24 protein-coding genes are annotated in these 24155 nt (G+C 64.5%); 1 reads left to right on the forward strand and 23 read right to left on the reverse strand.

The annotated features are described in order from the left end of the window. Position 1 precedes the first annotated feature (1 nt). Positions 2–370: a cupin domain-containing protein gene (locus RFM98_RS15825; RefSeq protein ID WP_320309740.1), complete on the forward strand. Its 369-nt coding sequence runs from the start codon at positions 2–4 to the stop codon at positions 368–370. Between the two features lie 43 nt (positions 371–413). Here the strand turns inward: RFM98_RS15825 and RFM98_RS15830 are convergent, their stop codons facing one another. The 23 genes from RFM98_RS15830 to RFM98_RS15940 all read right to left on the reverse strand — a co-directional run bounded on the left by RFM98_RS15830 (position 414) and on the right by RFM98_RS15940 (position 24100). Then, positions 414–2057, reverse strand: a complete 1644-nt coding sequence (locus RFM98_RS15830; protein WP_320309741.1) for an MFS transporter — start codon at positions 2055–2057, stop codon at positions 414–416. Between the two features lie 147 nt (positions 2058–2204). Next, complete coding sequence (asnB, locus tag RFM98_RS15835; RefSeq protein ID WP_320309742.1) at positions 2205–4070, reverse strand: asparagine synthase (glutamine-hydrolyzing); 1866 nt, start codon at positions 4068–4070, stop codon at positions 2205–2207. A gap of 163 nt (positions 4071–4233) precedes the next feature. Then, positions 4234–4500, reverse strand: a complete 267-nt coding sequence (gene fliQ / locus RFM98_RS15840; RefSeq protein ID WP_320309743.1) for a flagellar biosynthesis protein FliQ — start codon at positions 4498–4500, stop codon at positions 4234–4236. A 128-nt stretch (positions 4501–4628) separates the two neighbouring features. Further along, positions 4629–5036 carry a flagellar hook assembly protein FlgD gene (flgD, locus tag RFM98_RS15845; RefSeq protein ID WP_320309744.1) on the reverse strand — a complete coding sequence of 136 codons (408 nt, stop codon included), beginning with the start codon at positions 5034–5036 and terminating at the stop codon, positions 4629–4631. Position 5037: 1 nt separating this feature from the next. After that, positions 5038–5475 carry a flagellar biosynthesis repressor FlbT gene (flbT, locus tag RFM98_RS15850; protein ID WP_320309745.1) on the reverse strand — a complete coding sequence of 146 codons (438 nt, stop codon included), beginning with the start codon at positions 5473–5475 and terminating at the stop codon, positions 5038–5040. Beyond that, complete coding sequence (gene flaF, locus RFM98_RS15855; RefSeq protein ID WP_320212466.1) at positions 5472–5819, reverse strand: flagellar biosynthesis regulator FlaF; 348 nt, start codon at positions 5817–5819, stop codon at positions 5472–5474. Before flaF ends, flbT begins: the two co-directional genes overlap by 4 nt. Before the next feature lie 31 nt (positions 5820–5850). Next, positions 5851–6900 carry a flagellar hook-associated family protein gene (locus RFM98_RS15860; RefSeq protein WP_320212465.1) on the reverse strand — a complete coding sequence of 350 codons (1050 nt, stop codon included), beginning with the start codon at positions 6898–6900 and terminating at the stop codon, positions 5851–5853. A 3-nt stretch (positions 6901–6903) separates the two neighbouring features. After that, positions 6904–8358: a flagellar hook-associated protein FlgK gene (flgK, locus tag RFM98_RS15865; protein ID WP_320309746.1), complete on the reverse strand. Its 1455-nt coding sequence runs from the start codon at positions 8356–8358 to the stop codon at positions 6904–6906. A 29-nt stretch (positions 8359–8387) separates the two neighbouring features. Continuing rightward, a complete protein-coding gene (locus tag RFM98_RS15870; RefSeq protein ID WP_320309747.1) occupies positions 8388–9641 on the reverse strand; it encodes a flagellar hook protein FlgE in 1254 nt (417 codons plus the stop codon). 91 nt (positions 9642–9732) lie between these two features. After that, entirely contained in the window at positions 9733–10401 is a 669-nt protein-coding gene (locus tag RFM98_RS15875) for a response regulator transcription factor (protein ID WP_320309748.1), read from the reverse strand. A gap of 222 nt (positions 10402–10623) precedes the next feature. Beyond that, positions 10624–11193, reverse strand: coding sequence for a lytic transglycosylase domain-containing protein (locus tag RFM98_RS15880; RefSeq protein WP_430682313.1), 570 nt, complete (start codon positions 11191–11193; stop codon positions 10624–10626). After that, entirely contained in the window at positions 11144–12496 is a 1353-nt protein-coding gene (fliK, locus tag RFM98_RS15885; RefSeq protein ID WP_320309749.1) for a flagellar hook-length control protein FliK, read from the reverse strand. The genes RFM98_RS15880 and fliK overlap by 50 nt, the downstream gene beginning before the upstream one ends. Continuing rightward, positions 12493–13914 (reverse strand): MotC family chemotaxis protein, encoded by a 1422-nt coding sequence (locus tag RFM98_RS15890; RefSeq protein ID WP_320309750.1) that lies wholly within the window; start codon positions 13912–13914, stop codon positions 12493–12495. The genes fliK and RFM98_RS15890 overlap by 4 nt, the downstream gene beginning before the upstream one ends. Continuing rightward, complete coding sequence (locus tag RFM98_RS15895) at positions 13911–15314, reverse strand: MotB family protein (RefSeq protein WP_320309751.1); 1404 nt, start codon at positions 15312–15314, stop codon at positions 13911–13913. Before RFM98_RS15895 ends, RFM98_RS15890 begins: the two co-directional genes overlap by 4 nt. Next, positions 15311–15937, reverse strand: coding sequence for a hypothetical protein (locus RFM98_RS15900; RefSeq protein WP_320309752.1), 627 nt, complete (start codon positions 15935–15937; stop codon positions 15311–15313). Before RFM98_RS15900 ends, RFM98_RS15895 begins: the two co-directional genes overlap by 4 nt. Before the next feature lie 3 nt (positions 15938–15940). After that, entirely contained in the window at positions 15941–17599 is a 1659-nt protein-coding gene (gene fliF / locus RFM98_RS15905) for a flagellar basal-body MS-ring/collar protein FliF (RefSeq protein WP_320309753.1), read from the reverse strand. A 180-nt stretch (positions 17600–17779) separates the two neighbouring features. Then, complete coding sequence (locus tag RFM98_RS15910; protein WP_320309754.1) at positions 17780–18850, reverse strand: flagellin N-terminal helical domain-containing protein; 1071 nt, start codon at positions 18848–18850, stop codon at positions 17780–17782. Positions 18851–19243: 393 nt separating this feature from the next. Then, on the reverse strand, positions 19244–20239 hold the full coding sequence (locus tag RFM98_RS15915; RefSeq protein ID WP_320309755.1) for a flagellin N-terminal helical domain-containing protein: 996 nt from the start codon (positions 20237–20239) through the stop codon (positions 19244–19246). 216 nt (positions 20240–20455) lie between these two features. After that, positions 20456–21187: a flagellar type III secretion system pore protein FliP gene (gene fliP / locus RFM98_RS15920; RefSeq protein ID WP_040997123.1), complete on the reverse strand. Its 732-nt coding sequence runs from the start codon at positions 21185–21187 to the stop codon at positions 20456–20458. Next, positions 21184–21678, reverse strand: coding sequence for a flagellar basal body-associated FliL family protein (locus RFM98_RS15925; RefSeq protein ID WP_320309756.1), 495 nt, complete (start codon positions 21676–21678; stop codon positions 21184–21186). Before RFM98_RS15925 ends, fliP begins: the two co-directional genes overlap by 4 nt. 18 nt (positions 21679–21696) lie before the next feature. After that, positions 21697–22401 carry a flagellar basal body L-ring protein FlgH gene (gene flgH, locus RFM98_RS15930; RefSeq protein WP_320309757.1) on the reverse strand — a complete coding sequence of 235 codons (705 nt, stop codon included), beginning with the start codon at positions 22399–22401 and terminating at the stop codon, positions 21697–21699. Then, positions 22398–23003: a MotE family protein gene (locus RFM98_RS15935; protein ID WP_320309758.1), complete on the reverse strand. Its 606-nt coding sequence runs from the start codon at positions 23001–23003 to the stop codon at positions 22398–22400. Before RFM98_RS15935 ends, flgH begins: the two co-directional genes overlap by 4 nt. A gap of 8 nt (positions 23004–23011) precedes the next feature. Further along, positions 23012–24100, reverse strand: coding sequence for a flagellar basal body P-ring protein FlgI (locus tag RFM98_RS15940; RefSeq protein WP_320309880.1), 1089 nt, complete (start codon positions 24098–24100; stop codon positions 23012–23014). Positions 24101–24155: the final 55 nt, after the last annotated feature.

Consider the following 24155-nt stretch of genomic DNA (forward strand, 5'->3'; position numbering starts at 1 on the left):
CATGGAGACCAGCTTGATCGACCTTTCGACTTTCCACGACCTTGCCAAGGCCGACATCGGGGCTTTTTCACCGAAGCCGACCTCTTTCGAAGGGGATCAGGTCGAAGCTGTGCGATCATTCTTCCAGTCGCCGGACGGGACCATCGACATCGGCATCTGGGAATGCACGCCCGGCCGTTTCACCGCCGACCGCACGAACTCGTCGGAGATTTGCCACATCATCTCCGGCCGCGTGGAGGTGAGCCGCGCCGATGGCGAGATGCGTGAGCTGGGACCGGGCGACCTTCTCGTCCTGCCGCGGGGATGGAAGGGCGAGTGGCGCATCCACGAGACCACCCGCAAGCTCTACATGATCCAGAGCGCCGACTGATCGTTGCTCTCTTGGTGCATGTCGTCTGCCAGGCGGCATGCCGTCAGTGATCGATCGGGCCTTTGGGTGAGACAAGCGCCGTGCCCGCGGTGGTCGGGCGCTCGATCATGCGGCGCACACGCGGTGGATTCTCGCCGCTGTGCAGCGCGCGGATGCGTTCGCCGACCACGGCGTCGGCATGGGTGGCGCGCCGGTTGTGGCGGATATACTCGACCCAGGTCGGCGTGTGGTAGTGCTCGATCCAGATGCCGGGATTTTCAAGGTCGCGGGCTAAAGTCCAGTTGCGGGCGCCGTCACGGCGACGGATGCGGCCGCGCTCGGCCATGGTCGCCAGGAATTCCGGCACGTCGTCCTCGCGGATGATGTACTCGATCATGATGGCGATCGGGCCGCTGCGTGGCCTGAGGTTGAGCGCCAGCATCGGCTCCTTGAACCGGTTGAGCGGGTCGAGGTTGAGCGTCGTCTGCTGCGGCAATGGCAGAACAAAACCAATCGCGCCGCCGGCCAGCATCGCCACCGCGGCCGCGATCAACGCGGTTTCCGCGCCATGCGCATCGGCGACGACGCCCCAGATCCAGCTGCCCAGCGCGATGCCGCCGAAGGTCGCCGTCTGGTAGATCGACAAAACGCGACCGACCACCCAGCGCGGCGTCGACATCTGCACCGTGACGTTGAAATGCGAGAGCGCGATCACCCAGCAGGCGCCGCCTATGAGCAGGCCCGCCGATGTCTGCCAGGCATTGTGGCTGACGGCGGCGTTGAAGGCGCAGAGCGCGAAGCCGCAAAAGGCCATGCGCACCATCACCTCGCTCGACAGCAGCTGCCGCAGCCTAACGCTGATCAGCGCGCCGCCGACCGCGCCGATGCCAAAGGCACCGAGCATGATGCCGTAGGTCAGCGCATCGCCCTTGACGACGTCGCGCGCCACCAGCGGCAACAGTGCCAGCACCGCGCCGGCGCTGAAGCCGAAGGCCGAACCGCGGACCAGCACCTTGGCGATGTTGGGCGACATGGCGACATAGCGCAGGCCGGCGCCCATCGCGGCACCCAGCGACTCGCGCGGCAGGGTTTGCTCGGGCAGCGTCGGCTTCCAGCGGAACAGCACGACGATCAGGCCGATATAGCTGACGGCGTTGGCGGCGAAGGCCGCGGCCGCACCGGCGGCAGCGACGATGACGCCGCCGATGGCCGGGCCGACGCTGCGGGTGATGTTGAAACCAAGCGAGTTGAGCGCGACCGCAGCCGGCACCTTGGCGCGCGGCACCATGTCGCCGACCGATGCCTGCCATGCCGGGCTGTTCAGCGCCGTGCCGCTGTCGATCAGGAAGGTGAAGGCAAGCAGCGTCCAGGGTGTCATCCAGCCGAGCCAGGTGAACAAGGTCAGCAGCGCCGAGACGACGAGCATGAAGGTCTGCGCCACCAGCATCACCTTGCGGCGGTTGAAGCTGTCGGCGATGGCGCCGGCAACGAGCGCGAACAGCATGATCGGCAAGGTGGTCGAGGCCTGGACCAGCGCCACCTGATAGGACGAGGTGGCGATCGTGGTCATCATCCAGGCGGCGCCGACGCCCTGGATCAGGCCGCCGAAATTCGACACCAGGCTGGCCGACCAGACGGCGCGGAAGATGCCATGCCGGAACGGCGCCAGCGCCGAGACGCGTTCGCTTTCCGGCTCGTCGTCGATCATCGTTGCACCCTCGTCCGCTATATGCGCGTCGCGCCCGGAAGGCCGGCGACTCGCCAAAGAGTGCGATCCAACAATAGGATGGCAAAGGCGAAAATGCGTCGGCGAAGCTTTAAACCAAGCATCTGGCCGGTCTGGACCAACTTTTGGCTATTTCACGCTTCGCGCCGCGGCGTGCAGGGCCTCGGTCAGGCTGCCTGTCGTCTCGCCACCCATGTAGAGCCTCAGCAGCATTTCCATGCCGACGAGGCGCAGGCGCGACGTTTCCTGGCTCCTTGCCATGTCGATCAGGTCGTCCAACTCGGAAGAAGACCATTTCATCGCGTCGCACAGCAGGCCGCCGCGCAGCAGGCCCTGCGTGCCGGCTGAAAAAGCGTCCGCGATCTCGAAACCGTTTTTCGCCGCGCGGATGTTTTCACGCGGGAGATGGTGTTCGGCGACCTTTTTCAGCAGCCACTTGCCGGTCCCGTCGCGGTATTTCTGCCTGCGCGGCAAATGAATGGCGAAGTCGATGAGCCTGTTCTCCAGGAACGGCACCCTGAGCTCGACCGACGCTGCCATGCTCAACCGGTCGTGCCGATGCAGCAGGTCCTGCAGGTGCGAGTAGAGGTCGTAAAAACAGGCTGCAAGGAACGCGCGGTCACCAGGCGGCGTGACGCCTTCCAGCCTGTCGAACAGCTTTGTCTGCAGGAAGTTCAGCTCCGGCGACAGGGCCCTGAGCGCCATGGCGCGGTCCGAGGGCGAGCCACGACCGATCGAGTTGCGGAAGGGGGTACGGCGCAACTCCGCGAATTTGCGGTCGCGCCTGGCCTTCGAGCGGAACAGGCGCTGCAGCCAGGATTGGCGCCAGAGCCGCATCGTCGACGCCTGCCATTTATAGCCGCCAAACAGCTCGTCGGAACCCTCGCCGGTGAGCAGCACCTTGACGCCGTCGGCGCGGCACTGCTCGGCAAGCGCCAGCAGCGCGGCATGGCTGGCGTGCCAGCCGTCGGTTTCAAGATGCCAGACCGCACGCGGCCAGAGCTCGAGAAACCGGTCTTTATCCAAAGGCACCCGGCGCAGGCTGACGCCGACATGGCGACCGGTCCGCTCGGCGTCTTGCGCCTCGCTGCGGCCGAGCTTCGGGTCGACGACATAACCATGCAACTCAGGCCTGAAGCGTTTGGCAAGCGCGGTGATCAGGCCGGAATCGACGCCACCACTGCAGGCGGTGGCAAGGCTGGTATCGGCGATGCAATGCAGCTCGACGCTTTCCTCAAGCAGCGTCTGAAGCATCGACATATGTCCGGCGTCGGAGGTGTTGTCGCCGGCGATGCGCGCGGTCTCCAGGACGTCGAGAATATGCCAGAAGCGGCGCTTCTCGATGCCATCCCCGGTGATCTTCCACAGGCCGGCCGGCGGCAGCCGCTCGATGCCGTCGAAGACGCTGTAGCTCGAATCGCGGCTTTGCCGGGCCAGCCGCAATGTCAGCTCGCGCGTGTCGATCCGGCGCGGAAAGTCGTGGCAGGCAAGGATCGCCTTGTCCTCGGACGCGAACAGCAAGCGGTCGCCGGTTTCGGCGACCGACATCGGTTTGATGCCCAGCCTGTCCCTGGCAAGCCACAAGGCGCCGTCGCGGGCATCGAAATAGGCGAAGGAGAACATGCCGTCGAACATCGGCACCGCCTCCTGCGGGCCCCAGTGGTGTAGGGCCTGCAGCACCACCTCGGTGTCGGACACCGTGCGGAACGCCAGGCCTTCCGCCTCCAGCGTCTTGCGCAGCGCGCGAAAATTATAGACCTCGCCGTTGTAGCACAGCACGCCGTCGCCGGACGCAGTCAGCATCGGCTCGCGCGCGGCGGGCGATGGATCGATGATGGTCAGCCGGCGGTGACCGAGCGCCAGGCGGGCGTTGTTCCAGTTGCCGTGATCGTCGGGACCGCGATGCGCCAATGCCTGCATCATACGCACGATATCGGAGAGATCGCCGCTGCCGATCGGATCGCGCTTTCGCCAGACGCCGGCTATTCCGCACATGGCCTGCCGGCTGTTCTTGCCTGATGCATCGCTTCCAGAAAAATCGCCTGAGATAACGACGCCGGCCGATGCCGGCGCGCTTACAATCTAGCTGCAACAAACGCCGCCGCAAGCGATCTTGCGGCTCGCGTGGATGCCGCTCGACGTCCGCTGCGGTTTCGCGTCAGAAACCGTGTTCGATGCGCTCGAAGATGACGTTGGCGAAGGCCGAGATCTGGCTGCCGATGAAGGGGCCGGTCAGCGCCACCACAAGCATGATGGCGACAATCTTCGGCACGAAGGTCAGGGTGATTTCCTGGATCTGGGTCAGCGCCTGGATGAGCGCGATGCCGATGCCGACCACCATCGCCACCAGCACCACGGGGGCGGAAGCGGTAAGAACCGTCCACACCGCGTACTGGACGATATCGAGGGCGTCGGCCTCGTTCATGCGGGCACCGCGTTGATCGACAGCCTAAAGCGCATCGCGCTGAAACGGATTCAGGCGACGCGCTTTAAGTCTTTGTTTTGATGCATGTCGTTGTCCCAGAACCGCTGCACACTTCCGGGCGATATGCATTAGCTGGCCGGCTTGATCGACACACCTGCCCCAACGGGGACCTGTGTGCCATCCTGCAGCACCGCGATCAGGCCGCTGCTGGAGAGCGTCACCGAAGCCACCGTTCCGGTGGTCTTGCCGTCGGCCGAGGTGATCGAGCGACCGATCAGGGCGTCGGCCTGTGACAATGCCGAAGACTGCATGATCTGATCGAGCTTGGTGTTGGTCTGCACTGACTGCTCGACCTGGGAGAAGGTGGCGAGCTGCGCGACATACTGCGTCGAATCCATCGGCTTGGTCGGATCCTGGTTCTTCATCTCGGCGATCAAGAGCTTCAGGAACGACTGGTAGTCTACCGCCGTCTTCGAGGTCTGCTGGCTGGCCTGGTTGGCGCCAACCGGGATCGCTGTCGTCATGTCGACGGCCATCTTATGCTCCTACAGCCAATGCGCGGGGCGTTTCGGGAATGTCGTCATTGTCCTCGAGCGCCTTGCGCTCGAGCGGATAGAGCGCGCGGATCGCCTTCAGCGCCTCATAGATATCGTCCTCGCCGACCATGCGGTCGATCTGCTTCAGGCCCTTGCAGATGTCCTGGTTCTCGAAGCTGGCAATCAGCATCGGCAGCGAGCGGCGGAACATGTCGCGCGCCTCGGCGGCGCCTATCGGGTTGATCAGCATGATCTGGACGATGAAATAAAGCTGCCTGAGCGGCGTCGAGGCCTGGTCGGCCTGGATGACATGGCTTTCGAGCAGGAACTGCACGTCATTCATCAGCTCGATGGTGACCTTGCGGTCGACGCGGATCACCGCCCCGTTGATATAGATCTTCTCGTTGGGCTTCAGCGAAATCTTCAGCGTGTTGGTCATTGGATGCCGTCTCGGATGATCTGGGAGACCTCGATCAATCCTTCGAAATTGTTGGTGCGGCCCTGGCGGATGTCTTCCGTTTCGCGCAGCAGCCACAGGCCGATGGAGATCAGGTTGGCGCGCAGCTCCTTGGGCAGGGCGTTGTCGCTGGAGCCGAGATCCTCGACGAAGGTGGTCCAGACGCGGTTGGTGAAGTGCAGCGCCTCGACCGCTTCCATCGAGTCGCTGCCGACGGCGGCGGCCGCGGCCAGCATGTCGATCGATCTGGTGAGCAACTGCCGCTCCCGGTCCTTGGCATCGGCGACGGAGTCGGTCTGGATGTCGGCGTATGAGAATTGATACATCGTCGGCGCTCTGGCGTTCCGGTTTATGTGTTCAGGTCAGATAGTTGAGCAGGCTGAGCTGCTGTAGACGCGCGGTTAAGGCGAAGGACGTCTCGATATGCTGCGTCAGGTCGGCGACGCGGGTAGCGGCTTCCGCCGGATCGACGCCTTCGAGATTGACGATATGCTTCTCGAAGAGGTCGACTTGGGTCTTCATGCGGTCGCTGGCATCGGACACGCGCTGCTGCGCGATGCCCGTTTCGGCTCGCAACTGGGTAATGCCGCCGATGGCTTCGCCGACAAGCGCCTGCGCGCGGCTGACGACCGCGTTCTGGGCGGCCTCGCTGATGCCGCCGGTGACCAGGCTGCTGACCATGGCGGCCGCCATGGCGAGCTTGCGGATGCCCTGCTCGTTGGCGTTGACCGAGGTCTGGGTGGTTTCGTTGAGCGAAATACGGCTGGTGATCTGATCGTCGGTGGCGCTCGACCAGTTGGTCTGCCAGCCGGCGCCCAGGAATTGCGGCTCGACCTTGGTGGTGATGAAATCGTCCATCTGGGCGGCGGTGATGTTGGCTGCCGCCGGGGCGGTCTGGGTAAAGCCGAAATAGCTGGTGAAGGCGGCATCGAATGCGGCCTTGGCCGGCGAGCCGGCGGCGCTGAAATCGTCGACCGGCTTGACGTCGGTGTTGGTGCCGGCAAACAAATATTCGCCGTTGACACTGGTGTTCAGGATGCCCGTCATCTGCTGCAGCGCCGAGGCGCCGGCGGTCTGCAGGATATTGGTCGAGGAGTCGCCCGACACGCCGCTGGTCAGCGCGGACAGGAAGCTCTGCGCGGTAGCGGCGATCTGGCCGAGCGAATTCTGGGTCGATGTCAGGCGCGCGGTGACGAGCGCGTTGGAATCGACGATGCCGTTCAGCCTGTCGAGATCGCGCTGGAAGGTGACGGCCTGGGTCGTGCGTCCGCCAAGCGCCAGGCCGACATCCGCCACCTTGCCGGTCGAGGATTCCGTTGTCGCCTTGACGAGGTCGGCCTGCATGCGCGCCTGCTGGTAGCGCAAGGCATTGGAGATGGCGGCTGAGGAAACGGCTGTCGCTTTCATGAATTATCCTACCGCGCTCATCAGCGCGTCCAGCATATCGCTTACGGTCTTCATCATACGCGCCGAGGCCTGATAGGTGTGCTCCAGGTCGAGAAGCAGCGACATCTCCTGGTCGACATTGACGCCAGTGTCGTTGGATAGCGCCTCGGCCGTGCGTGCGGCCAGCGCCTGCTTGCTGTCGGCATTGGTCGAGGCCTGCTGGCGGACGCCTTCGAACCAGCCGATGGCATTGGCCGCATAGTCGGAGACGCCGGAGCTGACGGTGATGCCAGCCGAGGTATCGAAGGCCATCGGCTGATCCAGCTTGTTGCCGTAGCCGATCAGGAGGTCCGAATAGGATGCGCCGCCGCTGGTGTTGGCGACATAGGCCGCGCCGTTGGCGCCCCCGTCGCGCAGCAGCGCCGGATTGCCGCCGGCGCTCGGATCAAAGGCGGCGTTGACGCTGATCGAGCCGGCGAGACCGTTGACCAGGGTGCCAGCGGCCGGAATTGCCGGCGCGCCGGACCAGGTGAACAGGCCGGTCGCGTTGGGCTGCGATGGCGCGGTCTCGGCAAATGCCGTGATAAGGCCACGCGCGATTTCGTCGAGCTGGCTCTGCATGGTCGAAGCGACACCGTCTCGCAGCTTCAGCAGGCCCGCAAGCTTGCCGTCGGCGGTGGTGCCGTCGCTGGTGCCCGCCGAAACCGGCACGTTGTCGATGTAGATCGTGTTGCCGGGCGTGCCGGCCGAGTAGCCGGCCGACGGCGCGAAGGTCACTGAGCGCGGCACGGTCTCGAACAGCGTCGAGCCGTCCTTGGTGGTGATGACCATGTCGTTGTCGCCGCGCGTGAAGGTCGAGACCGGGACATATTCCGATATCTTCTTCAGAAGCGCGTCGCGCTGGTCGAGCGCATCGGATACGTCCGTGCCTGAACGTGTGCCCGAGATGACGGCCTTGTTGGCATCCTGGAACTGGCTGAGCAGCGAGTTGAGGTCGTTGACGGCGGTGGCGATCTGGCTGTCGGCCTGGGTGCGGAAATCCTGGATCGCCTTGGTGCCGCTGTTCAGCGAATTCACCACCTGCTTGGCGGCGTCGATGACGCTGGTGCCGAGGTTCTGGTTCGACGGCGTGGTGGCGTAGAGCTGCAGGGACTGCTGCAGATTGGCGATCGCCGTCGAGGGGGACGACGCGTTGTCGACCCCGTTGACCGAGAGATCGAGCTGATCCATGCCGTTGTAAAGCGCGCTCTGGCCGCTCCATGCCGACAGCGCCGAAAGGTTCTGGCGGAACAGCAGATCATTCGCGGCGCGCTGGATTTCCACCGCCCTGGCGCCGGGTGCCGTGCTGGTTACCACGGCGATGCGGCGGGTATAGTCCGGGTTCGACGCATCGGCCACATTGCGCGATACGACGCTGGTTTGCTTGGACGTGGCCAGGAGCGCCGACTGGGCAATGCTTAGTGCGGAGGAAAGCGACATGCTGATCTTTCACGGGCGGCGCCCGTCGTTTATCTCTTCAAGTTGACGAGGACGTCCATCAGGTCCGAACCGGTCTGGAAGACCTTGGAATTGGCGGTGTAGCTGCGCTGCGCCGCAATCATGTTGGTCAGTTCCTCGGCGATATCGACGTTAGAGTTTTCGAGCGCTCCGGAGACGATGGAGCCGAGCTTGCCTTCATTGGCAAAGCCGATGTGAACCGCGCCGGAATCGGTGCTTTGCACATAGACGTTGCCGGGCATGGCGGTGAGGTTGTCGGGGCTCTGAACGTCGGCCAGCGGGATCTTGTACAGCGCCTTGGTCGAGCCGTCCTCGAACTGTGCGTAGATGACGCCGTCCTGGCCGATCTGGACCTTCTGGATGGAGCTCGGCGCGTTGCCGTTGACCTTGGCGTCGGCGACGGTGAAGCCGGTGCCGAGCTGGGTCAGCTTGGAGAGATCGAGGTCAAGCGTCGAGCCGCCCGGCACGGTGAAGGAGATGCTGTTGGTCGCGCCGGTGAGCTTGCCCGTGGTGGTGTCGAAGGTGAGGTTCGTCGATGCCAGTGCGCCGCCGGTGTAGGGGAAGGAAGTGCCGGGCGTTGCCTTCGACTGATCGAAGACCGAGACCTGCCACGTGCCGGCGCCGGTGTTGGTGAAGTAGACGTCGAGGAGCTTCTTGTTGCCAAGATTGTCATAGGCAACCAGCGAGGTTTTCGACGTGTATTCGGCGGTCGCGCTGTTGGTGGACGGCAGCGGGCCGGCGGGCGGGGTGGCGCCCGCGGGCAGGTTGCCGCCGAAGGTGCCTTCGGTGCTCGGCGTCGCCGTCATTTCCTGGTCCGAGATCTGCACCGGCACGAGGCCTTCGAAGCCGTTGGCGGTCGCGGCCGGCTCGCCATTGGCGTAGCTGTAGGCCATGAGCTGGTAGCCTGCCGCATTGACCAGCCGGCCTTGCGCGTCCGGTACGAAGGAGCCGGCGCGGGTGAGGTAGGGCGTGCCGCTGGCATCCTGCACGACGAAGAAGCCGTCGCCGTTAACGGCAAGGTCGGACACCGAGGTGGTGTATGTCATGACGCCTTGCGTGCTGACGGCGGAGCGGATCGCCGTCGTCACGCCGCCCGAATTATAGGCGCCGCCGGTGCCGGGCATGATCAGTGTCGAGAACTCGGCCGAAGAGCGCTTGTAGCCGGTGGTGTCCGAATTGGCGATGTTGTCGGCCACCGCGGAGAGGCGGTTGGCCTGCGCGTTCATACCGGAAACGCCGGTTCGCATCATTCCGTAGAGGCTCATCGATACATCTCCGCAGTGCCTGGGTAGGAGGCCATAAAGCTATGCCTCGTGTCTTGCGCGAGGCTGGCGCGGGATGTGCCTTGGACGGCCATCAAAACACGAGCCGGTAGCCGAGAAACCTCTTGGAATCGATCGGGTCGCGGCCGAGCTTCTCACGCAGCTTCTTGCGCAGCTTCGAGATGTGGCTCTCCACCACGTTCTCCTCGACCTCCTCGTCGAAGATGCCGTAGATGGCGTTGAAGACCTGCGTCTTGGTCACGCGCCGGCCGCGGTTGCTGGCCAGATATTCCAGGATGCGCCGCTCGCGCCGCGGCAGCGGCAGCGGCTCGCCGTCGATCTCCGGATCGCGACCATCCATGAAGATTCGCATCGAGCCGACTTCGGTGTAGGCGACCTCTTCGGAGCCGCGGCGGCGGATGGCGGTGATACGAGCGAGTATCTCGCGGATATGGACAGGCTTGCGGACGACGTCGTCGACGCCGCTTTCGAACAGCCGCAGCGTATGTTCGAGCGAATGGTGTTCGCTGAGCGCGATCACCGGCGCGCCGGTGCGGTCGCGGATCTGGCGCGGCGATATCGCACCCTCGCGGCAGTCGCCGATGAGAAAGGCCCTGACGCATCTGAGATCGGTGTCGGCGGCGGAACTCACCCATTCGCCGAATTCCCCTGGCGCGAAGCCGGCAGTGGCCACCCCCTCGCGATCGAAAAGTGAAGAGTAGCCCTCAGTCACGAGCTCTCGCTCGTCAACGATCACGATCATCGGCCCGCCCTCCGAATCATTTCATTTGCCCCGTGCGGAAAGGGGTACCCGGCTCGACGAATCCTGAAAAACCATCATTTCTTGTAGCTATTTTCTTGGGAGTTTTTTTGGGAGCCGTAATAAAAGCGGTTGTGCAGGTGTGTTCGCGCCAACTGTTGGCGAGCGAATATTGGCGCCGGCGGATAGGCCGGCGAAGGCCGATCGGCATTCAGGATGAAGCAACTATTGATTGCAGAAGGCGTTGGCATTCGGCGTCCATTTGCCGAAGCCGGTGGCGACCATATTGGCGATGACGCGGCAGACATAGACCTTCTGCGCGGGGTCGTTGTCGGGGCCGGCATGGTAACGGGCGACAGCCATCGACCAGGTCACATGCCGGGCGTGCAGGCTGGCCAGGAAACGTGCCGCGTAGTCGACGTTCTGATGCGGGTCGAGCATGTCCTCGACGCTGCGGAAATGATCGCCATGATAGTGGTGGTTGATCTGCATGCAGCCGAGGTCGATCAACGTCTTGCCCTCGCGACGAGCATTCTCGAATGTCGCGAGCGCTTCACCGCGGTTGCGCGGAAAGACGGCTTTTCCTTCTATATTCAAGGCATTAGGTTGAAGGCTGCCTTTCTTTCCAGTCTCGGTCAGGCCGACCGCATAGAGAATCCCGGCCGGCACCCCGTAGCGATCGGCGGCGCGCAGTATCTCCGGCTCGCAGGGATTGGCGGCGGCGTTGGCCGTGCCGGCGGCGAAACTAGATAAACATATCGTCGCCAGCGCGCTCGCCAACAGGCGAAGCGGCACGCCCGAATTCCTGTGCGCCATTGCCCTCGTTCCTTCCCGGTTGCCGGCCGCCGCCCGCGCTGTTGCCGCCCGAGTTCCCGGGCTGGAACGAAGGCTGGTGGCGACCCGTCGACATCGGCATGGCGCTGTTCGCGTCGGCGCGGCTGGCTGCGTGTGCTGCTATCGAGGGTTGCAGAATGGTAACCTTGTCGACATCGAAGCCGAGGCTGCGCATGGACTTGATGATGGCATCGCTATCGGCGGTGAGACGACGATATGCCTCGTGTGTCTCGGGCTTCATCTCAATCGACAGTTGCTCCCCCGAGAGCCGCAGGCTGGCGGTGACCGACCCGAGCTCCGAAGGGTGGAGCTCGATCTTCAGCACATGTGTCGGAACGGCAACAGAGTTGGTCGTCTGCAAGCCTGCCGAGGCGCTCGCAAAGGCCTGCTGGACGCCCTTGTCGGAGGCAAGCGCTTCAACCAGCGCCGATGCCGTCTGGCTGACCGGGTTTTGCGCCGGCGCCGGAAAGCTCTGCTGGCTGACGACTTCCATGCGCCCGGCCGAAGAAGATGGCTTGGCCGGTGCCTGCTGCATGGATTGCGACTGTTGCGAAGCCTTGGAAGCGGAGGTCGGCCGCCAGCCCTGCGGCGGCAATGCGCTGTCGGCCTGCGGCTCATCCCCTTGCACCGGCAAGGCTTCGGCATCGCGCCGGCCCGGCATATCCAAGGCCACTTTCGCCTTTGCCGGCTCCTGGCCGAAATCGGCCCCCGAACCTTCCGCCATTGTCGAGGGGGCGGATCGCGACAGCGGCTCGGCGGAGTTGTCGAGCGCCGCGCGCTTGCCAGCCCGCAGTCGCAGTTCCGGCGAGCCATGCTCGCCGGCACCCTCTTCACCGTCGGCGGAAGTCTTGCTGCCCGTGCCCGACGATTGCGCGAAATGCTTCATGTCGCTCAGCGCCATCAGCAACGGCAAGCGGTCCCGTAGCGGCGCGGAATCGCCGGCTTGCGCCGTTGTATCCTTGCTCGCCGTTGGCTTCGCCTGGCCGTCGGTCTTCGCGGACTTTCCCGTCGCTGCTTTCTGTGAGCCGGTTTTCCTCTGCGGGTCCGGCTCCTCCTTGCCGTCGCTGGCCGGCGATCGCTTTGCAGGATGAGCGTCCGGCACGACCGGTCCGCTCGTGTGCCTGTCCTGCGGCCGATCAGGCCTCTCGGTTCCCTGCACCATCTCACCGAAATCCTGATCCCCATCCTTGCCGCCGGCAGCATGCTGCCTGGGCTGGGACTGGGTCGAAGCAAAGCCCGGCAGGGTCTGGTTGACGCTGGTCATCTTGGGGCTGCTCCGAGTAGTTGGTCGATCTGGTCGAGCTGACGGCGCGTGCTGGCCACCGCCGCATCGACAGGATCGTGGGCATCGGGGGTAGTCGCCGGCACGGATGCCGGCACCACGGGTGCGGCGTCGGCCTGTACCGGAGCGGCCGCCAGCGTTGCAGCGATGGGTTGCGCAGGTTGCAGGGCAGGAGGCGGCGAAGCCGCGGGCGGCACGTCCTTGGCTTGACCACCTGCCGCAACCGCCGGCTGGTCGGGCATCGCTCCTTCCACCGGAGGCAGGTCTGCATTGGCCGCATCGGCCGAGGCCTCGGCCGTGGATTTCGCATCGTCGCTCTTTGCCGAGACAGCAGGCGCGGCTTCGTTCCTGGCCGCCGACTTCACCGGCGCCACAACCTCGCCGGCCACGGCCCGCGCGGCGTCGAGCAAGGCGCGGTCGCTTTCCGAGAGCTTACCACGGTCGATCCTGCCAAGCTTGGCGCGCACCTCATCGACGCTGGCCGATGTCATGGTGGAAAGGCTCGAATAGAGCTGGGTGCGAGGGTCGTCCTGGTTACTATTGCCGTTGCGGCCCAGCTCCGCCTTGGCCGAGGCGAAAGCCGACAGCTCCGTCATCCCGTCGATCGCGGCGCGGCGTGCGATGCGCAGGTAGATCACCTTTTCGCGCTCGGAATCCATCATCGAGGTGATGTCGGCGATCTTGTCTTGGCTGATCGCCATATGCAGCGTCATGACGCCGGAGACAAAGGCATCGGCGAATTGGCCGGCGTAAGGCGAATAGAGATAGGACGCGACATACTGGGTCGAAGCCAGCGCGAAACGGGCGGCGTCGCCCTGCGCGGCCGCGATGCCCACGGAGCGGCGAAGCGCTGCCTCCTCGACCAGCGTGCCGGGGCTGAGCAGGCGCGCCTCGTCCAGCAGAGCGAGCGCCTGGGCAGGATCGTCGGTCGCTAGCAGTGAGCCCTTGACCAGCGCCAGGAAGGCGCCGATGTCGGCGGGCACGCCCATCGGATCGATCGGCTTCAGCATTTCGATCGCCTCGGCCGGCCGCCCGTTCAGATAGGCGACGACACCCTTGGCGATGGCGACGCTTTGCGGATCGGTTAGCGCGCGCGAAGCCGCCGCCGCGACCGTAACCGGATTGCCGCCGCTCATGCCATAGACCAGCAAAGCGCGGAAATTCTTAGGCTCGTTGAGATCCTCGGCATTCGCATCGCGCATCCGCGCGTCGATCATTTCGAGGAGCTTTGCCTGCATCGGCAGCGCGGCATGATCGCCGCCGGCAATGCGGTCCTGGATCAGCTGCAGCGAACGCACCAGCTGATAGGGCTGCAGCGCGTCCTGCGCGAGGACCGCCGATGGCGACCCGGCGGCGAGGAGAAGCGCTATCGCGCCGCCGATGACGGTTCCGCCCCTCATCCGCCAGCCGCCATCAGGATTTCGATGCGGCGGTTCGCGGCGGCCATCGGATCGGAGGCGATCTTTGGCTGCCGGTCGGCGAAGCCCGCGACCTCGGTGACGCGGCTCTCGTCGACGCCGCCGCGCACCAGCATGTAGTAGGCCGAATGGGCGCGCGCGGTGGACAGCCGCCAATTGTCGTAAGTGTCGCTGCGGAACGGCCGCGCGTCGGTGTGGCCGCTGATTGTGATGGTGCCCTTCTTCTCGTTGATGATGTGGCCGATCTTTTCCATCGCCAGCACCAGCTCGCGGCGCGGCATGGCCGAGCCGATCTCGAACATGCCGAAATCGAGCTGGTCGGTGATCGAAATGACGACGCCCTTGTCGGTGGCTTCGACCGAGACGCCATCGGCGAGCTTTTCGCCAGGCAGGAATGCCTTGGCGAGTTCCTTCTTGATATCCGCCGCTTCCTGAATAGCGGCTTTGCTTGGCGCCTTGTCGCCCTTGTCGGCGGCTTGCTCCGGTTCAGCCTTTTCCGCCTTCGCTGCTTCTGCCTTGGTGTCTCCAGCCGCAAGCTCACGCTTGTCGGCTTCGGCTTTCCCGCCCCTGGCCGCTTCGCTCGATGGCTTCTCGGCCTTGCCGTGCACGGCTTCCTGCCCGTTCTTGGCGTCGGTCTTTTGCGGGGCCGCCAGCGGCTCCAATGGCGCGGCCGTCAGTGGAGGAGCAGCCGGAACGGCCTTCACCTTCGGCACCGCGACTGTCGCGGCCTTCTCGCCTGGCTTGGCCGGATCGCCTTCGATCCTGGCGCGCTCGGCGGTGGCCTCGGCAACAGGCGCCGCCACCTGCTGCGACCAGAAATCCGGCGCGAACGGATCGCGATAGGATTCGCCGCCGGAGGCGCCGGTCGCCGGGCCGGCCGCCTGAGCACCGCCTTCGCCCTTGGCGCTGACGTTCTGCATCACCCCCGTGTCGGCGGCGATCTCGGCCAGCACCGCATAGGGATCGGCAAACAGCTTTTCATCGGAGAGCTGGGCGTCCTGCGCCCCGTCCTTGGTCTGCCGGCGTTCGGACGAGCCGGCGCCGCCCTTGCCGTCATCGCCCGCCTTGGTCGCGCCGTCCTGCGGGTTGTCCGAGGTCAGGCCGACCTTGCTAGGGCCGTCGCCAAGGTCTTCGAGACCCTTGCGGCTGGAATTGCGGTCGATCAGCTCGACCGGATTGAAATAGCTGGCGACGGCTGCCTTGGTCTGCTCGTTGGCGGCGTTGATCAACCACATGACGAGGAAGAAGCACATCATCGCCGTCATGAAGTCGGCGAAGGCGATCTTCCACACGCCACCATGGTGATCGTCGTCATGACCGTCGTGATTGCGCTTGACGATGATGATCTCGTGCCGGGGTTCGGCATGGTCGATGGCGCTCATGACAGAACCTCCGACAATGACGCCGACCACTCGGCGATACGTGTCTCGAACACCGTTTCGTCAATGGTGACGGTCAGGTCGAAGCCCGGCGCCTCGGTGAAGTCGAGATTGGCGGCGCGGGATCCAAGCGCCGCCTTCAGCGGCTCGAACAGCGAGAGCGGTCCCCGAACACCGATGCGGACGGCCTCGTTGTCGGCGACCGCGGCGCTGATGGTGCGCGAAAGGGCCGCGAGCGACCGTTGCTGCAGGTCGTCGCTGAGAAGGCCGCCGACGATGCGGGCGACGGTCGCGCCGGCAAGCTCGGCCACGCGCTGCTCCATGGCCTCGATCCGCGTGGCGACAGCGGTGCCGAGATCGCCTCCGAAGCTTTCAAGGAAAGCCCTCGCCGCATCGTCATTGGCCTGGCGCTCGGCGTCGAGCGCCGCCTGATGGGCGAGCGCGAGGCGCGTCTCCAGCGCCGCCTCCGCGTCGGCCACCGCCTCGGCGATCAGCGCGCCTATGTCGGCCTGCGGCGGCGGCGCGGCCGGCATATGTTCGGCGTCGCGCGCGGCCGGCGCCTGGTTGGCTGCTGAGGCCCGCGAACCAAAATCGGGCAGGAGATCGAAGAGGGCTGCCGAGGCCATGGCCTAACCCACGGCTTCCGGCACTGCTGCCCATTTGCGCAGAATCTGCGCGGTGCGCTCCTCATTGAGGTCGACCATGCGGGCAAGCCGCTCCTGCGGCGCCGGCCGGATTTTCTGGCGCAGATCATCGAGCGGGGTTGCGCCGGCGCGCGCGCCGGGCAGGGCACTGGCCGGGGCCTCGGCGGTGATCGCAGCGACCGGCGCATCGGGTGTCGGCAGCGAGCGCTGCACGTCGTCGAAGCTTGGGCCGGCGATGGCCGCGGGCTTCGCCGATGCCGTGAGCGCCGCGGCCATCGGCTTCAGGCCGAAAAAGGCCACCAGGAAAACGACGACGATGAAGGCGCCGGCATTGATCAGCGTGCCGGTATGGGTGCCGATCGAGGCGAGGATGCCCGGCTGATCGATCGGCTCACCGTCGAGGCCGTTGATGAACTCGACCGCCGACACGTCGATGATGTCGCCGCGCTTGTCGTCGAAGCCGGTCGCCGAGGCCACCATCTTCTGGATGTCGGCGACGCGCTTGGCGATCTGCTCCGGCGTCGCGTCCTTGCCGAGGATGGTCTTCAGCCGATCCTGGTTGACGACGACCGCGATGGACATCTTGTTGACCGTGTAGCCGTTGGAGACGGTGGCGATCTTCTTCGAGTTGATCTCGTAGTTGGTGATCTCCTCCTTGCGGTCGTTCTGCGAGGTCGATTGCGGTCCCTCGGTGGTGGTGGTCTGGGTCTCGGGCAGGTTCTGCTCGACGCTGGTCGGGGTCGAGGCCTGCTTCTGGTTGCTGGCCTCGTTGGTCTTCACCGATTGCACCGAGCGCTCGACGCGCGAGTTCGGATCGAAGATCGTTTCCTCGGTCTGGCGGGTGTCGGTGTTGACGTCGGCTTTCACGCTGGCGCGGAAATTGTCGGGGCCGAGATAAGGCGCCAGCGCGCGGCGGATGTTGTCGCCGATCTGCGCCTCGACCGTCTGCTCGACACCGAGCGTGCGGGCGGCACTCGTGTTTGAAGGATCGTCACCGGCGGCCAGCAAATTGCCGTTGGAATCGAGCACGGTGACCTTGTCGGCCGAAAGGCCCGGAACGGCTGCGGCGACGAGGTGGCGGATCGACATGGCGCTTTTTTCGGCGTCGCTGCCGGCATAACGGATGACCACCGAGGCGGAAGGCTGCTGTTCGTCGCGGCGGAAATTGGCGCGCTCGGACATGACGATGTGGACGCGGGCCGCCTTGACGCCGGAAATCGACTGGATGGTGCGCGCGATCTCGCCTTCCAGAGCGCGCACGCGGGTGATCTGCTGCATGAAGGAGGTGAGGCCGAGCGAACCGACATTGTCGAACAGCTCGTAGCCGGCATTGGCGCTGGTCGGCAGGCCTTTTTCGGCAAGCAGCATGCGCGCCTGCGCGGTGGTGCCGGCCGGCACCAGCACCGAGGTTCCGTCGGAACCGACATCGAAGCCGATGCCGGCATCGGCCAGCACCAGGCCGATCTGGTTCACGTCGGAGCGCTCGAGGCCGACATAGAGCGTCTCATAGGCCGGCCGGTTGAGATAGACGGAGGCGATGCCGATGACGGCCATGACCAGGGCCGCGATGCCGCCCATGAGCGCCAGTCGCCTCACGCCGAAGCTCTTCAAATTCGCGATGATGCTCTGGATCTGTTCCGGCACGATTCAACGGCTCCCAGCACGACTGTCCGCCGGAAGACTAGACCGCGAAGCTTGTGCGAGGATGATAGCTGCGCCATCGAAGAGCGAGCAAAATACTGAACGGGTGATTTCCTCTCCACCAACGAAAAGGGCCGCGCTTCAGACGCGGCCTTTCTCGTCGGTCGAAGTGGATCTAGTGGCTTAGCCGTTCTTGAACAGCGACAGGATCGACTGCGAGGAGCTGTTGGCGATCGACAAGGACTGGATGCCGAGCTGCTGCTGCACCTGCAGGGCTTGAAGACGGGTCGATTCCTTGTTCATGTCGGCATCGACGAGCTGGCCGACGCCGCGATCGATGGAATCCATCAGGCTCTGCGTGAAGGTCTTCTGCAGGTCGATCGAGCTCTTGGCTGAGCCGAGCACGGTGGCGGAGTTGGTGAGCTGGTTCATGACGTTGTCGATCTTGGTGACCATCTGCGTGATGATGTCGTCGGTCACGCCCGCTGCCGTGATGTCGAGATTGAAAGCGGAGACATTGTCGATCTTGACGGGGGTGCCCGTCACAGCGGCCTGGCCGGCGGTGTTGGCGGCGATGTCGGTGTTGCCGGCGGCGATCGAGGCCGCATAGGCCGTGTCATACGCGGACTGGTCTGCGGCCGTGGAATATATCGAGGTCTTGCGATCGAGGATGCCCTGGTTCTTGACGTCGGCGGCAAGACCGGAATCGAACAGCTTGGTGCTCTCGATATCGATGTCGATGGTTCCGAGCGAGATGGCGCCGGACGAGGAACGGTTAAAGGAGGAAACGATCTTGGCGTCTGGCTGGACGCCGTCATTGGCCGCGGCGACCTGCTTGGACGTCACCGAAAGGAAATTCGAACCGGAGAAGGTGGCGGCATCGGCGAAAGATTTCATCTGCGCCTGAAGCGCGGTGATTTCGGTCTGTGTCTTTGCCTTGTTGGCATCCGACTGGCCGACGCTCGACAGCAGCTTGGTCTTGATCTTGCCGATCGTGTCCAGCACGTTGTTCATGCCGGTGTAGGCGGTGTCGACTTTCGAGGCGCCGAGGCCGAGCGCATCCTGCACGGTCGACAGCGCCGAGTTGTCGGAGCGCATCGTAGTGGCGATCGACCAGTAGGCGGCATTGTCGGAGGCCTCTGAGACCCTGTAGCCGGTCGAGATTCGGGCCTGCGTCTGCTCAAGCGATTTGTTGGTGGCGTTGAGGCTTTGAAGTGCAGTCAACGCCGCAGCGTTCGTCATGATGCTCGCCAAGAAACTCGCTCCTTCTCAAAAGCCGGCATGCCACGCAGGCCGGGTCTGGCCTGCCCATCGGTTGCGATCGTGCTGGTCGGGCCGATTCGACAACCGAAGTCATTGGTTAACCATACCTAGCTCGATATGGTTAATGGCCTGTTAAAAGCAGGCTTTCGAGAGGTTAAGGAACGAGGGTTGCGCGAGCCTTGAGCTAATGCATGTCGCCCAGAAGTGTACGCGGTTCCGGGACAACGACATGCATAAAAACCAGGACTTAAAGCGCGTCGCCTGAATCCGGTTCAGCGCGACGCGCTTTAGAGCACAAGTGTGAACGGTCGGGAACCGCTCCAACGCAAATCGGGCCGCGCTTTTGGCGCGGCCCGATTGTCTGGCGTAGCTGTTTTAGGGCGATCAGCCGCGGAAGAGCGACAGGATCGACTGCGACGAGCCGTTGGCGATCGAAAGCGCCTGGACGCCGAGCTGCTGCTGAACCTGCAGCGCCTGGAGGCGGGTCGATTCCTTGTTCATGTCGGCATCGACGAGCTGGCCGACGCCGCGGTCGATGGAGTCCATCAGGCTCGAGGTGAAGGTCTTCTGCAGGTCGATCGAGCTCTTGGCGGCGCCGAGCTTGGTGGCGGCGTTCGTCATGGACTTGAGCGCGGCATCGACGACGTTCATCATCTGCTGGATCTGAGTATCGCTAGCAGCGGTGGTGCCGGAGAAGATCTTCATGGTGGCGACCGAATAAGTGTCGGTGGCCGCTGCGGCAGCACCCAGGGTCGGGTTCGACGCCGCCGTCTGGACGGTGCCATCGATGCCGAGGCGGTCGGCATCGAGAATGCCCTTCGTCACGCCCGCAGCGGCGCCGGCCTCATACAGCTTGATGCTTTCCACGTTGACGTCGATCGTCGAGATCGAAACCGCGCCGGTGGCGCTGCGGTTGAAGGCCGAAACGATCTTGACGTCGGCCGCAGTCGTGGCGGTGGCGCCGCTGTTGACCGAGAGCATGTTGGTGCCGGAGAAGGTGGCGCCATCGGCATAGGCCTTCAACTGATCCTGAAGAGCCTTGATTTCAACCTGGGTCTTTTCCTTGGAGGCGTCCGTCTGGCCGTAGGATGCGGTCAGCTTCTGCTGGATCTTGTTGATGGTGGTGATCGCGCTGTCCATGCCGGTGTAGGCCGTGTCGACCTTCGAGGCGCCGAGGCCGAGCGCGTCCGAAACGGTGGACATGGCCTGGTTGTCGGAACGCATCGTGGTGGCGATCGACCAGTAAGCGGCGTTGTCCGAAGCCTGGGAGACGCGGTAACCCGTCGAGATACGGGCCTGGGTGGTGTCGAGGTTCTTCTGGGTGGCGTTCAGGCTCTGCAGCGCGGTCAGCGCCGAGGCATTGGTCATGATACTGGCCATGGTACTCGTACCTTGTTTTTACACGGATTTTTTTGACATACCGGCATGTCCGGTATGACGGTGCGGCATCATGCCAATGATCTGTGGAACCCGATCACCCGCCATCTGCGAGCAATATGCGGACCAGACCCTACCAAAGACCTAAATCGCAGGGTTAATCGAAAATATATTGCTTAAAATTCGAGCCAGTATCCGGCGTCAGGCTTTTTTGCGGAGTCAGGTGAAGGACCGCACCAGGCTGCCGACGAGAAGGTTCCAGCCGTCGATCAGCACGAAGAACAGGATCTTGAACGGCAGCGATACCACCGTCGGCGGCAGCATCATCATGCCCATGGCCATGGTGACGGTGGCGACGATGAGGTCGATGACGAGGAACGGCAAAACGATGAGGAAGCCGATTTCGAAGCCACGGCGGATTTCCGAGATCATGAATGCCGGGACCAGGATGCGCAGGTCGACGGTCTCGCGCGACACGGTCTGGCCGCGCTCGCGGGCGAGGTCGGCGAAGAGATCGAAATCCTTGTCGCGCACATTGTGCAGCATGAAGTCCCGGAACGGGCCGGAGATCTTCTCGAACGCCTCGGCTTGGGTGATCTGATTGTCCATCAGCGGCTTCACGCCGGTGTTCCAGGCCTGGTCGAAGGTCGGCGCCATGACATAGAAGGTCATGAACAGCGACAGCGAGATCAGGATCAGATTTGCCGGCGTCGACTGCAGGCCGATGCCGGCGCGCAGGATCGAGAAGGCGATGACGAAGCGGGTGAAGCTCGTCACCATGATGAGCAGGCCCGGCGCCACCGAAAGTACGGTGAGCAGGCCGAACATCTGTATCAGATAGCCGACGGTCGTGCCGTCGGCCTTGCCGATGCCGCCAAGATCGAGTTGCTGCGCCGCGGCGACGGATGTGGTGACGACGATGAGCGCAGTGGCTATGAGGAACTTTCTCATTCGAGCAGCATCGTCCTGACAAGAACCTGTTTAACGTGGCCGCCGCTGCGCAGCGTCGCGCGCTCCTCGAGATCGGCCTTGAGATGCTGGTAGCCGCTGGCCCCCTCGATCTGATGCAGCTTGAGCGTGCGCACGTAAGCGAGCAGATCCTGGTGGATCTGCTCGGTCATTTCCGGCGGCTGTGGGCTATCGTAGAGCAGCGACGCCTCCAGCCGGATCCAGACGTCCGACGGCGAGGCGAGATTGGTGGTGATCGGCGCCAGCTGAACCAGCGCCGGTCCGGCCGCCGATTTGCCGGCTTCGGCAGACTTTTCCGCGGTGCCGGCGTTTCCCGGCGCCGCAGGCACCGGCGCCGGAGTCTCACCCTGCTTGAGATAGCCGCCGGAAACCCAGCCCATGCCGACGGCCGCACCTGTCATGACCAGCAGCATGGCGAGCTGGATCACCAGGGAAGGTCCCTTCTTGGGCTGGGCCTGCTCGACATTCGCCACCGTTGCTCGCTCCCGGCCCTAGAAAGGAAGAACCTGGTCGAGGACCTGCTGGCCATAGGCCGGCTGCTGGACCTCGCTCACGCGGCCGCGGCCGCCATAAGAGATGCGCGCCTCGGCGATGCGCTCGTAGGGGATGGTGTTCTCCGCACCGATGTCGGACGGACGCACCATGCCGGCGATGGTCAGCACCCGCAGTTCGTAGTTGACGCGGACTTCCTGCGAGCCCCTGATCATCAGATTGCCGTTGGGCAGCACATCGGTGACAACGGCCGCGACGTTGAGTTCGAGATTCTCCGAGCGCTTGATCTCGCCGTCGGCATTGGTCTCGGTGCTGGAGCTCAGGCCGGCATCGCCCTTGCCGCTGGTGCTTGCCTTTTCCCAACCGAGATTGACGTCATAGCCGAGCTTGCGTGCCGCGGTACGGCTGCGATCGTTCTGGTTCTTGAAATTGGCCTTGTCGTTGAGCTTGATGTTGACGGTCAGGATGTCGCCGGCGCGCAGCGCGCGCGGATCGGTGAAGAGCCGGCTCTGGCGGTCGTCCCACAGCGAAAATTTTTTCGGCCGCGAGGCCGGTGGCTCGGGATAGCTGTAAGGCCCGGAGGCACCGTCGCCGATGCCGGAACCGACCGGCGACAAGGCCGGCTCCCTGCCGATCTCCTTGAAATTGGTGCCGCAGCCGGACAGCGCCGCGACCGCGACGAGGACAAGGAACTTCAATTTCATGACGGATCAACCCTTCGCGCCGCGCTGGCCATGATGCCGGTGAGCGTCGCCGCCGCCTTCTGGTCCATTTCGTTCAAGATGACGCCGGCCTTGCGCGAATCGAGCTTCATCAGGATGGCCGCAGCGAGCTCGGCGTTGACCATCGCCAGCCGTTCGGCGGCGGCGTCGGGCTTCATGCCGGCATAGATCTTGACGACGCCGTCCTCGGCGCGCGCCAGGAACACTTCGCGGCGCTTCAGCCATTCCTCGTATTCGGCGCGCTTTGCTTCCAGCGCTTTCATGCGCTCGTCGATGCCGGCCTGCAGCTGCTTCAGCTCCTCGGCCTGCAGAGCGTAGCGGCGGTCGCGCGCAGCGTCCGCGATGTTGGAGCAGAAGCGCTGGATCTCGCTTTCGTCGGGAGCCTTGCCGCCTGCGAGTGCCGCCGGCTGGACCGGCTCCTTCTCGCGCGTGAGTTCCGCCGACTGGGCCGGCGCCTGTCCACCGGGCAGAACCTGCCGAATTTCCTCCGCGCCGACGGAAGCGCTGCCAAGAAGCGCGGCTGCTGCCACAGCTGCGATCATTGTGAAGGGGCGGTGCGTCTTCGAGGAGAGGAGCTTGATCATCGGCGTGCCTATTGGAGAACAAGGTCGGCCTGCAAGGCGCCGGCCGATTTGATGCCTTGCAGGATGGCGATGATGCCGTCGGGTTTCACGCCGAGGCGATTGAGGCCGGAGACAAGCGTTTCGAGGTCGGGACCGTCGAGCACGGCAACGCGCGCGTCGGGCCGGCTCGCCTCGATGGCGGTGAAAGGCTCGACCGCGGTCTGGCCCCTGGAGAAGGGTTCCGGCTGGACCACCTTCGGCGCTTCGGTGATGCGCACGGTAAGCGTGCCGTGGCTGATCGCCACGCGCGAGATCCTGACATTGCTGCCGATGACGATGGTGCCGGTGCGCTCGTCTATGACGACGCGGGCAGGGGCATCCGACTCGACGACGAGATTCTCGATCTCGGCATAGAACCGCGCGGCGGAAATATTCTTCGGCCGCCTGATCTGCACGGTGCGGGCATCGCGCTCGGCTGCGACCCGCATGCCGAAACGCTGCGAGGTGTAGTCGTTGATAGCGTCGGCGATGCGGATGGCGGTGGAGAAATCGGGATTGCGCAGCTGCAGCGTCAACACGCCCTGGTCGTCGAACTCGGCCGGCACCGAGCGCTCGGTGATGGCGCCGTTCGGCACGCGTCCGGCGGTCGGCACCCCTTGAGTCAACTGCTCGGCCTGGCCCTGGGCGGTGAAACCGCCAACGATCACCGAGCCTTGCCCGACGGCATAGATCTCGCCATCGGCCGCCTTCAGCGGCGTCATCACCAGCGTGCCGCCGGCAAGCGAGGTGGCGTCGCCCATCGAGGATACATCGATGTCGATGCGGCTGCCCGACTGGACGAAGGGCGGCATGTTGGCGGTGACGATGACGGCGGCCACGTTCTTGGCGCGCGCGCTGCCGCCTTCGGTGGCGATGCCGAGATTCTCCAGCATGGCGCGGATCGACTGTTCGGTGAACGGCGAGTTGCGCAGGCTGTCGCCGGTTCCGGCAAGGCCGATGACCAGGCCGTAGCCGACGAGCTGGTTGTCGCGCGCGCTCTGCAGCTGGGCGATGTCCTTGATGCGCGCGGCGACCTGGCCGGGCGGCAGCGTGCTTGGCCCGGTCGAGACCCGGAACATGCGCTGGGTCGTGGCCGGATCGTATTGCGGATCGTCGTAGACGCCGCCGCTTTTC

It is taken from the genome of Mesorhizobium australafricanum (assembly GCF_033977265.1).
Taxonomy (GTDB): Bacteria; Pseudomonadota; Alphaproteobacteria; order Rhizobiales; family Rhizobiaceae; genus Mesorhizobium; species Mesorhizobium australafricanum.